The organism is Streptomyces sp. YS-3 (genome assembly GCF_045257485.1).
Classification (GTDB): domain Bacteria; phylum Actinomycetota; class Actinomycetes; order Streptomycetales; family Streptomycetaceae; genus Streptomyces.
Map to the genome: position 1 here is coordinate 1 of NZ_JBJHPC010000213.1, position 11,174 is coordinate 11,174.

The window sequence follows — 11,174 nt, forward strand, 5'->3', positions numbered from 1 at the left end:
GCTGCCCCTGCAGTGTTTCGATCGCTTCCTCCGTCGTCTCCGCCGTGTACACCCCCGTCGACAGGTACTTCCAGCCCCCGTCCGCCACCACGAACACGATGTCCGCCGGTGCGCCCGCCTTGACCGCCTTGCGGCCCACGCCGATCGCCGCGTGCAGCGCCGCCCCGGTGGAGACGCCCGCGAAGATGCCCTCCTCCTTGAGGAGTTCGCGGGTGCGGGTCACCGCGTCCGCCGAGCCCACCGAGAAGCGGCTCGTCAGGACCGACGCGTCGTACAGCTCGGGGACGAAGCCCTCGTCCAGGTTGCGCAGGCCGTAGACCAGGTCGTCGTAGCGCGGCTCGGCGGCGACGATCTGGACGCCGGGGACGCGCTCGCGCAGATAGCGGCCCACGCCCATCAGCGTGCCCGTCGTCCCCAGGCCCGCCACGAAGTGCGTGATCGAGGGGAGGTCGGCCAGGATCTCCGGGCCCGTCGTGGCGTAGTGGGCGCCGGCGTTGTCGGGGTTGCCGTACTGGTACAGCATCACCCAGGACGGGTTCTGGGCCGCCAGCTCCTTGGCGACCCGTACCGCCGTGTTGGAGCCGCCCGCCGCGGGCGAGGGGACGATTTCCGCGCCCCACATCTTCAGCAGGTCGCGGCGCTCCTGGGAGGTGTTCTCGGGCATCACGCACACGATGCGGTAGCCCTTGAGCTTCGCCGCCATGGCCAGCGAGATGCCGGTGTTGCCGCTGGTCGGCTCCAGGATGGTGCAGCCGGGCGTCAACCGGCCCGCCTTCTCGGCCTGTTCGATCATGTGGAGCGCGGGGCGGTCCTTGACCGAGCCGGTCGGGTTGCGATCCTCCAGCTTCGCCCAGATGCGTACGTCGTCCGAGGGCGACAGCCGGGGCAGGCGGACCAGCGGGGTGTTGCCGACCGCGGCGAGCGCGGAGTCGTAGCGCATGACGGCGATCAGCCTCAGACCATGCCGCCGGCCACGGCCGGCAGGATCGTGACGCTGTCGCCGTCGGACAGCGCGGTGGAGATGCCCGCGAGGAAGCGGACGTCCTCGTCGTTGAGGTAGACGTTCACGAAGCGGCGCAGCTCGCCGCCGGTCTTCTCGTCGACGAGACGCTCGCGGATGCCGGTGTGGCGGGTCTCCAGGTCGGCGAAGAGCTCGCCGATGGTCGCCCCGCTGCCTTCGACCGCCTTCGCGCCGTCGGTGTAGGTGCGGAGGATGGTCGGGATGCGGACCTCGATGGCCATGGCGTGGGCTCCTGTCAGGAGTCGGGAGGGGAAGGCAGGGGTGCGCGGCTCGGCGCGCGTGCTGCGGATGGTGCGCAGGGTACGCGGGGCGTACGCGGTGGTGCGGGCGCGGCTCAGACGGCGGTGGGACGCGGACACATCGCGCTCGCCAGGCGGCACAGGTCGACGTGCAGGCGCGCCACCAGCAGCGGGCTGCTCGGCTTCTCTTCGCTCACGTCGTGGGGAACCATGCGGTCATCGTATCGATTCCCGGTCCGCTTTCCGGAGTGTGATCTCAGATGGTGGGCGCACTCTGCTCAGGATGCGGGCGACGGGCGCGGCGGAGCCCGCCGCGCGCCCCCTCGGCCGGTTCAGTACGCCTGGACGACCTGGACCTCTTCCTCCTCGATCACACCGTCCACGATCCGGTACGAGCGGAACTGGAAGTCCCCGAGGCCGTCCGTGTCCGCCGTGGAGACCAGGACGTAGTGGGCGCCGGGCTCGTTGGCGTACGTCACGTCGGTGCGCGAGGGGTAGGCCTCGGTCGCCGTGTGGGAGTGGTAGACGATCACCGGCTCCTCGTCGCGGTCGTCCATCTCGCGGTACAGCTTCAGCAGGTCCTGGGAGTCGAACTCGTAGAACGTGGGCGAGCGCGCCGCGTTGAGCATCGGGACGAACCGCTCGGGGCGGCCGGTGCCGGCCGGGCCGGCGACCACGCCGCACGCCTCGTCGGGGTGGTCGGCGCGGGCGTGCGCGACGATCTGGTCGTAGAGGGCCTGGGTGAGGGTCAGCATGAGCGCAAGGATAAGCAGACGGGCCGTCCCGTACCGAGGAGTGGTACGGAACGGCCCGCATGCTGAGAAGCGTGGTGTTACGAGCGCTTGGCGAACGCCTTGTTGTCGGGGTTGCGCGCCTTGAGGACCAGGTAGGAGACGCCCAGGATCAGACCCCACAGCGGGGCGCAGTACAGGGAGACCCGCGAGTCCTTGTCGACGCCCATCATCACGATGACCATGAGGATGAACAGCAGCGCGAACCAGCTGGTGTACGGGGCGCCGGGGGCGCGGAAGGTGGACTGCGGGAGTTCGCCGCGGTCGGCCTTGGCGCGGTAGCGGATCTGGCAGACCAGGATCATGATCCAGGCCCACATGCCGGAGATGGTGGCGAAGGAGACGACGTAGTCGAAGGCCTTGCCCGGCGCCTTGTAGTTGATCCAGACGCCGACCAGCATCAGCGCGGCCGAGACCGTGGTGCCGATCAGCGGGGTGCCGCTCTTGGTCAGCTTGGTGAAGACCTTGGGGCCCTGGCCGTTGAGGGCGAGGTCGCGCAGCATTCGGCCGGTGGAGTACATGCCCGAGTTGCAGGAGGACAGGGCGGCCGTCAGGACGACGAAGTTGACGATCGCGGCGCCGACGCCGAGGCCCATCTTCTCGAAGGCCGCGACGAAGGGGCTGACGCCCGGCTGGAACTCGTGCCACGGGACGACCGAGAGGATCATGATCAGGGCGCCGATGTAGAAGACGGCGATGCGCCACGGCACGGTGTTGATGGCCTTGGGCAGGGTCTTCTCGGGGTCCTTGGACTCGCCCGCGGTCACACCGACCAGCTCGACGGCGAGGAAGGCGAACATCACGATCTGCAGGGTCATCAGCGTGCCGCCGATGCCCTTGGGGAAGAAGCCGCCGTCGTTCCAGAGGTTGGCGACGGTGGCGGTGTCGGCGGCGTCCGAGAAGCCGACGGTGAGGATGCCGGCGCAGATGAGGATCATGCCGACGATGGCCGTCACCTTGACCATCGAGAACCAGAACTCCAGCTCACCGAAGAGCTTCACCGAGATCAGGTTCACCGCGTACAGGATGAGCGTGAAGACCAGCGCGTACAGCCACTGCGGGACGTCGTTGTGCGTCCAGAAGGCCATGTACTGGGCGGCGGCGGTGACCTCGGTGATGCCGGTGACGACCCAGAAGAGCCAGTACGTCCAGCCGGTCACGAAGCCCCAGAACGGGCCGACGAACTCACGGGCGTACTCCGAGAAGGAGCCCGAGACGGGGCGGTACATGAGCAGCTCGCCCAGCGCCCGCATGATGAAGAAGATGACCAGGCCCGCGATGGCATAGGCCAGGATGAGGCTGGGGCCGGCCTTCGAGATGGCCTTGCCCGCGCCGAGGAAGAGCCCGGTACCGATGGCTCCGCCGATCGCGATCATCTGGATCTGGCGGGCGCCGAGGCCCCGCTGGTATCCCTCGCCCTCGGCGGCGCCGTGGGCGGTTCCCAGGGCCTCATTGCCGGAGCGGTCGTCCTGCTTGTCGACCTGCGCTGAGGTCATGGTGGTGCGCCTTTCTCCATGCTGACCCGCCCGCTTCGGTCGTCGAAGCCGCGGACCAGGTCCTGATCCCCCCGGATGTGGATGGAGTGCCACCGGCGGTCAGCCGGCCGAAGCGCCCCCGGGGACATGGGTGGCGTCCCCGGGTGGTCGTGAAGATTTATCACGTCCTTACGGGTGATCCACCGGGAGCGCTGTGGCGCACACCACAAGAAGAACCGGACAAGGCGCGCAAGAGACCGCAAACCATACCGATGCGGTAATCGGATCGTTATGCGGATTTGAGCGTCCGCTGAGCGAACAGAGGGAAAACAGCCGCCTCCGGCCGTCCCGGGCGGCCGTTCAGGCCATCAGCGTCTCGACGAGCGTCTCCTGGAGCCCGCCGAGCCAGAGGTAGGCCATGACCATCGGCTTGCGCGGGTCCTCGTCCGGCAGCCGGTACAGCTCGCCGCTCTCGTCCTCGTCGGTGACCTCCAGCCGGGTCCCGATGGTCAGACGCAGGTCGTTGAGGGCGCCCAGCCAGCGCCGGGAGTCCTCCGCCGTCAGCTTCAGCACCGCGCCGCCGTCACCCTGCGGGGCGAGCGCGTCCAGGGTGCGCACCACCGCGAGCGCGTCCTCGCGCTTGCGGGCGCGCAGGTCGTTCTCGGTGAAGCGGCGGAACTCGGCCGCCGAGGCACGCAGTTCGTCGCTCTCGCCGCTGTCGTAGGCGTCCGGGAAGAGCCGGGCGAGCGCGGGGTCGGCGGGCGGCTCGCTGGGGCCCTCGGCGAAGAGCGCGGCCAGCGGGTCCTCGCCGTCCATCGGCTCGTCACCGGGGCCGATCAGCTCCAGGAGCTGTACGGACAGCGAGCGCAGGATGGCGATCTCGACCTCGTCGAGCGCGACGGCCGCGCCGCCGCCGGGCAGCGCCTCGAAGTAGCCGGCCATCAGCCGCGGTCCTGGGTGAGGGTGGCCCACAGCCCGTACCCGTGCATCGCCTGCACGTCGCGCTCCATCTCCTCGCGGCTGCCGCTGGAGACCACGGCCCGCCCCTTGTGGTGCACGTCGAGCATCAGCTTGCGGGCCTTGTCCTTGGGGTAGCCGAAGTAACTCTGGAAGACGTACTGGACGTAGCTCATCAGGTTGACGGGGTCGTTGTGGACGAGCGTCACCCACGGCACATCGGGTTCGGGGACGGCGAAGGTCTCTTCCGCCGACTCGGGCCGTTCGATCTCTACAGGAGCCACACTCACTTACCCCATGCTGCCACCCGGGGACCGCGGTCGCACAAACGGGCCCCTGAAATCGTCAGTCTGACGCAAAGTGGAGTAGCATCCCGCCCATGGCTGCCACTTCCCGGGGAATCCCCCCGGGCCCCCGGCCGACCCGGTCGACAGCCGGAACGGAAAGGCGAGGTAACCGGTTGTGAACGCTGCGGACCTTGGGCTGCCGGTGGACGTGCCGTCGACCGCGCTCTTCACCGACCAGTACGAGCTGACCATGCTCCAGGCGGCGCTGCGCGCCGGGACGGCCGACCGGCGGTCGGTCTTCGAGGTCTTCACCCGGCGGCTGCCGGACGGGCGCCGCTACGGCGTGGTGGGCGGGACCGGCCGGGTCCTGGACGCGGTGGAGAACTTCCGCTTCGACGCGGGCGTCCTCGGCTTCCTGCGCGAGCGGGCGATCGTCGACGAGCCGACCCTCCAATGGCTGGCCTCCTACCGCTTCTCGGGTGACATCTGGGGCTATCCGGAGGGCGAGGTCTACTTCCCGGGCTCCCCCATCCTGCGGGTGGAGGGCTCCTTCGCGGAGTGCGTGCTCCTGGAGACCGTGATCCTGTCGATCCTCAACCACGACTCGGCGATCGCCGCCGCGGCCTCCCGGATGTCCGCAGCCGCCGCCGGCCGCCCGCTGATCGAGATGGGCGCCCGGCGCACTCACGAGCTGGCCGCGGTCGCCTCGGCGCGGGCCGCGTACGTGGGCGGCTTCACCACCACCTCGGACCTGGCGGCCGGGTTCCGTTACGGCATCCCGACCGTCGGCACCAGTGCGCATGCCTTCACCCTGCTGCACGACAGCGAGCGGGACGCCTTCCGGGCCCAGGTGGACTCGCTGGGCCGGGGCACCACCCTGCTGGTGGACACCTACGACGTGGCCGAGGCGGTCCGTACCGCCGTGGAGATCGCCGGGCCCGAGCTGGGCGCGGTACGGATCGACTCCGGCGACCTGCTGCTCGTCGCCCACCGGGTGCGCCAGCAGCTCGACGAGCTGGGCGCCACCGGCACGAAGATCGTGGTCACCTCCGACCTGGACGAGTACGCCATCGCCTCGCTCGCGGCGGCGCCCGTGGACGCGTACGGCGTCGGCACCCAGCTCGTCACCGGCAGCGGGCATCCCACCTGCTCCATGGTCTACAAGCTGGTCGCCCGCGCGGACAGCGCGGACCCGAAGGCGCCGCTGGTGCCGGTGGCGAAGAAGTCGATGGGCGGCAAGTCCTCGATCGGCGGACGCAAGTGGGCGGCCCGGCGCACCGACGCGGAGGGGATCGCCGAGGCCGAGGTCGTGGGCACCGGACCGGTGCCGCCCGAGCTCGCGGGCCGGCAGCTCCTGGCCGAGCTGGTCAAGGGCGGCGCGGTGGTCGCCCGGGAGCCGCTGGACGCGGCCCGGGAGCGGCACATCGCGGCGCGCGGGACACTGCCGATGTCCGCGATGCAGCTTTCCCGGGGCGAGCCGGTGCTGCCCACGGAGTACGTGTGAACCGCACCTCGGGGCCTTTGCGCACCAATTGCCCCCTGCCGCGCCGGGGGCGGAGTCTCTACGCTCGTTGAACAGCTCCCTGACCGAAGGACAGCCGACATGCACCGCGCGTTGATCGTCGTGGACGTTCAGAACGACTTCTGCGAGGGCGGCAGCCTCGCGGTCACGGGCGGCTCCGACGTCGCCGCTGCCATCACCGATCTGATCGGGCAGGCCGCCGGGTCCGTCTACCGCCATGTGGTGGCCACCCGCGATCACCACATCGATCCGGGCCCCCACTTCTCGGCGCACCCCGACTACGAGCGCTCCTGGCCGGTGCACTGCGTGGCCGGGACGGAGGGCGTGGGCTTCCACCCGAACTTCGCCCCGGCGGTCGCCAGTGGCGCCATAGACGCCGTCTTCGACAAGGGCGCCCACGCCGCCGCGTACAGCGGCTTCGAGGGGCGCGACGAGAACGGCGTGGGGCTGGCGGACTGGCTGCGCGAGCGGGAGGTCACCGAGGTCGACGTGGTCGGCATCGCGACCGACCACTGTGTGCGGGCGACGGCGCTGGACGCGGTGCGGGCCGGGTTCGCCACGCATGTGCTGCTCGATCTGACCGCCGGTGTCTCCGCGGAGACCACCGCCCGGGCGATCGAGGAGCTGCGGTCCGCGGGCGCGGAGCTCTCGGGCAAGCCGGTGGGGTGAGCCCCGGGAGGGCCGCGTTGTGCGTCGGCTGCGGGGCGGTGGGGGGCCGGTCGCGCAGTTCCCCGCGCCCCTGAACGCGCCCCCAGAAGGCCGCTACGGCCGCAGCAGGGCCCTTATCGGGTGCCAGAGCTCCCTGAGCTCTTCCGGCGCCGTGCGCCACAGCAGGCCGTCCGGGTGGTGCAGGACCGCCGTGATCTCGTCCGGCGTCGGCGGCTCGGTGTTGCCGCGCAGATAGACCGCGCGCAGCCCCAGGTTCCGCAGCCGGGTCAGGGCGCGGGCCCGGTTGGCCGCATGGACCAGGACGCGCACCTTGCGGCCGTCCCCGGCGGGGGACGGCAGCGTGAGCGCGACGACGACGCTGCCGTTCGGCAGCTTGCTGAAACCTCCGCCAGGCATGGCGTACCGCTCCCCCGTGAGACGTCGTGTCAATAAGGACTCGTAGAACGCACCTAAACACGATCGGCCGCCGCCCGCTAGAGGGCGACGGCCGATCATGGTTTGACCTGCGGTTTTGAGAACTACTTGGTCGACGGACCAACCCTTACGGTGATCGACGAGCCGTCCTTGGGCTGCTGGACGATCGAGATCCGGGTGTTGGTGTCAGGAACCTTCACGCTTCCCGTGGGGTTCGCCTCGTACCAGTAGGTGCCCCGGTGGTCGTCGAACATCGGCACGCCCGGCTGCGAGCGGACCGTGGTCGCCACGTCGGCCTTGTGCAGCGTGATCGCGTTCGTCGGGTAGAAGCTGAACGCGGCGTCGAACGGGGTGATCTTGTTGCGCATCAGCGTGCCGTCGGCCCACTTCAGCGGCTTGGCGTGGGCGTCCACCGGAAGGATCTGGCCCTGGCCCGGGTGGACCGAGACGTTGTTGTCCTTCTGGGAGAGGTCCCACAGCCAGATCATCAGTCCGGGCTGGTACGCGTAGTGCTCCACCCACGACGGGCGGGACTTGGCGAAGCCGAAGTTGTACGGGCCGACCTTGAGGGTCTGGTCGTACGACACGTACTGGCGGTTCTCCGCGATGTAGTACTGCGGGTAGTCGTTGGTGAACGACTCACCGATGCGGGAGAAGTTCTTCGACGTCCAGCCGTTGTCGTCGCCCTCGGCACCGTCGGTGAAGAGCGCGGCGCCGTCGGCGTTCACGGTGATCGCGTCGGCGGTGAAGCCCTTGCCGCCCGCGCCGCCGTCCGTGGCGTAGCGGAAGCGGAGGTCGATCTTCTTGCCCGCGAAGGCGTCCAGGTTGTACGAGAGCTTCTTGTACGCGCCCGAGGCGTCGGTCAGGGCCGGCTTGTCGCTGGGGTCGCGGCTGATCGGCTTGCCGTCGGCGGTGCCGTCGAGCGCGGTCCAGGTGGCGCCGCCGTCCGTGGAGGCCTCGGCGTACAGGAAGTCGTAGTCCAGCTCGATGTCCCACCAGCCGGACAGGTCCAGGGAGGCCTTGGACTTGCCGGTCAGGTCCACCGGGCGGGTCAGGGTGTTGTTGAGGTTGTCACCCATCCCACTCCACCACTGCTTGGTGCCCTCGGCGGGCTTCACGACCGTGGTGGTGACGGGCTTCTTCGGCAGCTCGACGACGAGCGCCTGCTTGTCGCTGGTGTTGTACTCCGAGACACCCAGCTTGGTGGTCGACTGGGTCGCGGCCTTGGCCGTGCCGTAGTTGAGCCAGCCCAGCTGGAGCTTGTCCCAGGCGGTCATGTCGCCCGGCATGTCGCCGATCGAGTCCTTGCCGGTGCCCAGCCAGGAGCCGGCCGACATCAGGGACCAGAAGCCGACCGAGTTCTCGGCGGTGTTCGTGGTGTCGTAGAGGTCCGGCAGACCGAGGTCGTGGCCGTACTCGTGCGCGAAGACGCCGAGGCCGCCGTTCTCCGGCTGCATCGTGTAGTCGCCGACCCAGATGCCGGTGTCACCGATCTGCGTGCCGCCGGCCCGGTTGTTCGCGGGGCCGGTCTTGCCGGCGTCCGTGCCGTAGGCGTACGAGCGGTGGGCCCACAGGGCGTTGGTGCCCTGCGCGCCGCCGCCGGCCGACTCGTCCTCGCCCGCGTGGACGATCTGGAAGTGGTCGATGTAGCCGTCGGGCTCGTTGAAGTTGCCGTCGTTGTCGAAGTCGTTGCGGTCCCACTGGTCGTACTGCGCCAGGGTCGCCTTGATCTGCTCGGTGGTCTGGCCCTTGGCCTTCTGGTCCGCGGCCCAGGCGTTGACGCCGTCGCGGACCAGGTCCATCACGTTGGAGCAGTTGGTGGCGCCGCAGTAGTTCGAGCCGTAGCGGGCCTCGTTCGCGGGGACGCGCACCCAGTCGGTGACGGTGCCGTCGACCGAGTAGCGGCCCGAGGAGGTCTTCTCGTAGTACGTCTTCAGGGAGTGCTTCTCGGTACCGTCGGCGTTCTTGCCGGAACCGAAGTACAGGTCCTGGAAGTGCTGGCGGCTGTAGTCCGCCTGCCAGGCGGTGGAGTTGTCCTTGGTGCGGTCCGGCTGCTTGATCGTGTTGTGCGCCGGGCCGGGGGTGCCGCCGTACTTGACGACCGGGGGCTTGGGGCCGGTCGGGCCGTCCGGGTCGAACGTGGTGGTGTTGTCGACCTGGTCGCCGAAGTCCACCAGGATCGTGAAGATCTTGTCGGTCTTCTCCCGGGCGAGCTCGACGTACTTCTTGTCGTCCAGCTGGACGACCTTGGAGGCGCCGCGCTGCTGCACCTTCTTGTCGCCCGCGATGACCTTCTCCAGCGCCGCCTGGCGCTGCTGCTCACGCTGCTTGGTGAACGGGCCCGGGATGTTGTCGACGTGCTTGCCCGAGACGGTGCCCGGGTCGCGCCGCTCGACGGGGGCCGGGCTCTTGGAGTCGGCCTGGGCGGTGGCGAACGCGGAACCTATCGCGCCGGTCGTGGCAAGGGCCACGAGTATGGCGGCAGCTCTGACCGCTCGTCTGTTGCTGGTCACTTGATGATGTCCTCCCCCGCGGCCGGGCACGGACCGGGGGTGAGGGGTCTGGTCTCCGGTGCGCGGCGCGCGTCTCAAGTGACGACATTGGACCGGAGTTGCCAAGGAAAAGACAGATCTTGACTTGAGTCAGGCAATTACATTATGCAGAGCGGAAGTTCCGGTATCCGAACGGTTCCGATGTGCTACCCAACCGGGACATCAGGTGCGCCTGTCCCACCTGATGGAATACCGAATGACTCCGTGCGCCCCCTGTGCTCCGGCACCGTGGGTTAGGTCACGCTTACCATCGGTTCCGCAGGGGCAAGCACCGACGTAGAGTCGCTTGACAGTGCGATCCGGTTGCCCGGTCGAGAGACCCGCCCCCATCCGATGCCTGCCCCCGAGGACGGATACCGCCATGCCGCGTCCGACTGCAGCACAGCTCGCCTACGGTTCGGCCACCGTCGTCTTCTCGACCGTGGCCATGATTCTTCTCTCCCAGACCGACTCGGGTGTCGGTGTGGGCGTGATAGTGCTCGCCGCGCTTCTGCTGGGACTGCTGGTCGCCATGACGGTGCCCATGCCGAAGGCGGCGCGCACGGTCCGTACGAACCGTGCCGCCGCCGTCGGCGAGAGCGCCGAGCCCGGGGTGCGCGTCCCGGCCGACTCGGTGCGGAGCTGACGCACCCCGCAGCCGGCCCGCACGCGGTCAGTGGGCGGTGGACACCACCACCGTCTTGCCGGCCTTGTCGTGCAGGCCCTGCCGGTACGGCTTGTCCGTGAGGATGGTGATGATCAGGATGATCTGCCACAGACACGGACAGCACAGCAGGGCGGGCAGCCAGAGCACGGCCGTCCGGGCCAGCGCGGCGCTCGTGGTGGGCACACTGCCGTCGTTGAGCATCGCGACGCGCAGGTTCAGCAGCTTCTTGCCGACCGTCTGACCGTCACGCTTGAGCATGATGGTGTCGTAGGCGAGATACGCCACGATGCCGATGAGGTTCCAGGCGAGCCCGCTGCCGCTGTACGCACGGCCGATGACGTCGGAGGTGTCCTCGCCGGTCCTCGTCTCGTACACCCAGCGGTCCGAGGACGCCCACTCCAGCAGCGCGAGCGGGATCGCGATCAGCAGCGCGTCGATGATCCGGGCCAGCAGGCGCCGCCCGAAGTCGGCGAGCGGCGGCATCCCGCTGAGCGGGTCGGGGCCGCCGTACTGGCCCCCGCCGCCGTACGGGTCGCCGTACGGCGGGCCGCCGTAGGGCGACCCGGGGGGCGGCTGGCCGTAGGGGCTCCCGGGGGAAGGG

General features: G+C 69.5%; 13 protein-coding genes. 3 read left to right on the top strand and 10 right to left on the bottom strand.

The features are described 5' to 3' along the window. The 7 genes from ACJA3G_RS18655 to clpS form a co-directional block, all read right to left on the bottom strand. On the bottom strand, positions 1 to 940 hold a 940-nt coding region (locus tag ACJA3G_RS18655; protein WP_406554139.1), incomplete at its 3' end, for a PLP-dependent cysteine synthase family protein. 14 nt (positions 941 to 954) lie between these two features. Continuing rightward, positions 955 to 1,242, bottom strand: coding sequence for a MoaD/ThiS family protein (locus tag ACJA3G_RS18660; protein WP_406554140.1), 288 nt, complete (start codon positions 1,240 to 1,242; stop codon positions 955 to 957). Between the two features lie 113 nt (positions 1,243 to 1,355). Then, positions 1,356 to 1,472 carry a putative leader peptide gene (locus ACJA3G_RS18665; RefSeq protein WP_324616203.1) on the bottom strand — a complete coding sequence of 39 codons (117 nt, stop codon included), beginning with the start codon at positions 1,470 to 1,472 and terminating at the stop codon, positions 1,356 to 1,358. A 120-nt stretch (positions 1,473 to 1,592) separates the two neighbouring features. Beyond that, a complete protein-coding gene (locus tag ACJA3G_RS18670; protein ID WP_406554141.1) occupies positions 1,593 to 2,015 on the bottom strand; it encodes a Mov34/MPN/PAD-1 family protein in 423 nt (140 codons plus the stop codon). Positions 2,016 to 2,092: 77 nt separating this feature from the next. Next, entirely contained in the window at positions 2,093 to 3,547 is a 1,455-nt protein-coding gene (locus tag ACJA3G_RS18675; RefSeq protein WP_406554142.1) for an amino acid permease, read from the bottom strand. A 339-nt stretch (positions 3,548 to 3,886) separates the two neighbouring features. Beyond that, positions 3,887 to 4,468 (bottom strand): DUF2017 domain-containing protein, encoded by a 582-nt coding sequence (locus ACJA3G_RS18680; RefSeq protein ID WP_406554143.1) that lies wholly within the window; start codon positions 4,466 to 4,468, stop codon positions 3,887 to 3,889. After that, on the bottom strand, positions 4,468 to 4,773 hold the full coding sequence (gene clpS, locus ACJA3G_RS18685; RefSeq protein WP_067159503.1) for an ATP-dependent Clp protease adapter ClpS: 306 nt from the start codon (positions 4,771 to 4,773) through the stop codon (positions 4,468 to 4,470). Before clpS ends, ACJA3G_RS18680 begins: the two co-directional genes overlap by 1 nt. Positions 4,774 to 4,945: 172 nt before the next feature. Between clpS and ACJA3G_RS18690 the strand changes: the two genes are divergently transcribed. Both ACJA3G_RS18690 and ACJA3G_RS18695 read left to right on the top strand, forming a co-directional pair. Continuing rightward, positions 4,946 to 6,274: a nicotinate phosphoribosyltransferase gene (locus ACJA3G_RS18690; protein WP_406554144.1), complete on the top strand. Its 1,329-nt coding sequence runs from the start codon at positions 4,946 to 4,948 to the stop codon at positions 6,272 to 6,274. 99 nt (positions 6,275 to 6,373) lie between these two features. Further along, entirely contained in the window at positions 6,374 to 6,961 is a 588-nt protein-coding gene (locus ACJA3G_RS18695) for a nicotinamidase (protein WP_406554145.1), read from the top strand. Between the two features lie 93 nt (positions 6,962 to 7,054). Here the strand turns inward: ACJA3G_RS18695 and ACJA3G_RS18700 are convergent, their stop codons facing one another. Together ACJA3G_RS18700 and ACJA3G_RS18705 are read right to left on the bottom strand one after the other, a co-directional pair. Next, entirely contained in the window at positions 7,055 to 7,357 is a 303-nt protein-coding gene (locus ACJA3G_RS18700) for a hypothetical protein (protein WP_406554146.1), read from the bottom strand. Positions 7,358 to 7,479: 122 nt separating this feature from the next. Beyond that, the gene (locus ACJA3G_RS18705) at positions 7,480 to 9,888 is read right to left on the bottom strand and encodes an immune inhibitor A domain-containing protein (protein ID WP_406554147.1); all 2,409 of its coding nucleotides are present in this window, start codon (positions 9,886 to 9,888) and stop codon (positions 7,480 to 7,482) included. Positions 9,889 to 10,288: 400 nt separating this feature from the next. On the opposite strand from ACJA3G_RS18705, the gene ACJA3G_RS18710 reads away from it, so the two are divergent. Continuing rightward, the gene (locus ACJA3G_RS18710) at positions 10,289 to 10,552 is read left to right on the top strand and encodes a hypothetical protein (RefSeq protein WP_406554148.1); all 264 of its coding nucleotides are present in this window, start codon (positions 10,289 to 10,291) and stop codon (positions 10,550 to 10,552) included. 27 nt (positions 10,553 to 10,579) lie between these two features. Here ACJA3G_RS18710 and ACJA3G_RS18715 read toward each other — a convergent pair. Then, a partial coding sequence (locus ACJA3G_RS18715; protein WP_406554149.1) for an RDD family protein occupies positions 10,580 to 11,174 on the bottom strand: 595 nt, incomplete at its 5' end.

Bases quoted from the DNA above. Each gene is read 5' to 3' on its own strand.
- ACJA3G_RS18700 (WP_406554146.1), bottom strand. From the start codon at position 7,357: ATGCCTGGCGGAGGTTTCAGCAAGCTGCCGAACGGCAGCGTCGTCGTC.
- ACJA3G_RS18670 (WP_406554141.1), bottom strand. From the start codon at position 2,015: ATGCTGACCCTCACCCAGGCCCTCTACGACCAGATCGTCGCGCACGCC.
- ACJA3G_RS18680 (WP_406554143.1), bottom strand. From the start codon at position 4,468: ATGGCCGGCTACTTCGAGGCGCTGCCCGGCGGCGGCGCGGCCGTCGCG.
- ACJA3G_RS18660 (WP_406554140.1), bottom strand. From the start codon at position 1,242: ATGGCCATCGAGGTCCGCATCCCGACCATCCTCCGCACCTACACCGAC.
- ACJA3G_RS18695 (WP_406554145.1), top strand. From the start codon at position 6,374: ATGCACCGCGCGTTGATCGTCGTGGACGTTCAGAACGACTTCTGCGAG.
- ACJA3G_RS18710 (WP_406554148.1), top strand. From the start codon at position 10,289: ATGCCGCGTCCGACTGCAGCACAGCTCGCCTACGGTTCGGCCACCGTC.
- ACJA3G_RS18665 (WP_324616203.1), bottom strand. From the start codon at position 1,472: ATGGTTCCCCACGACGTGAGCGAAGAGAAGCCGAGCAGCCCGCTGCTG.
- ACJA3G_RS18675 (WP_406554142.1), bottom strand. From the start codon at position 3,547: ATGACCTCAGCGCAGGTCGACAAGCAGGACGACCGCTCCGGCAATGAG.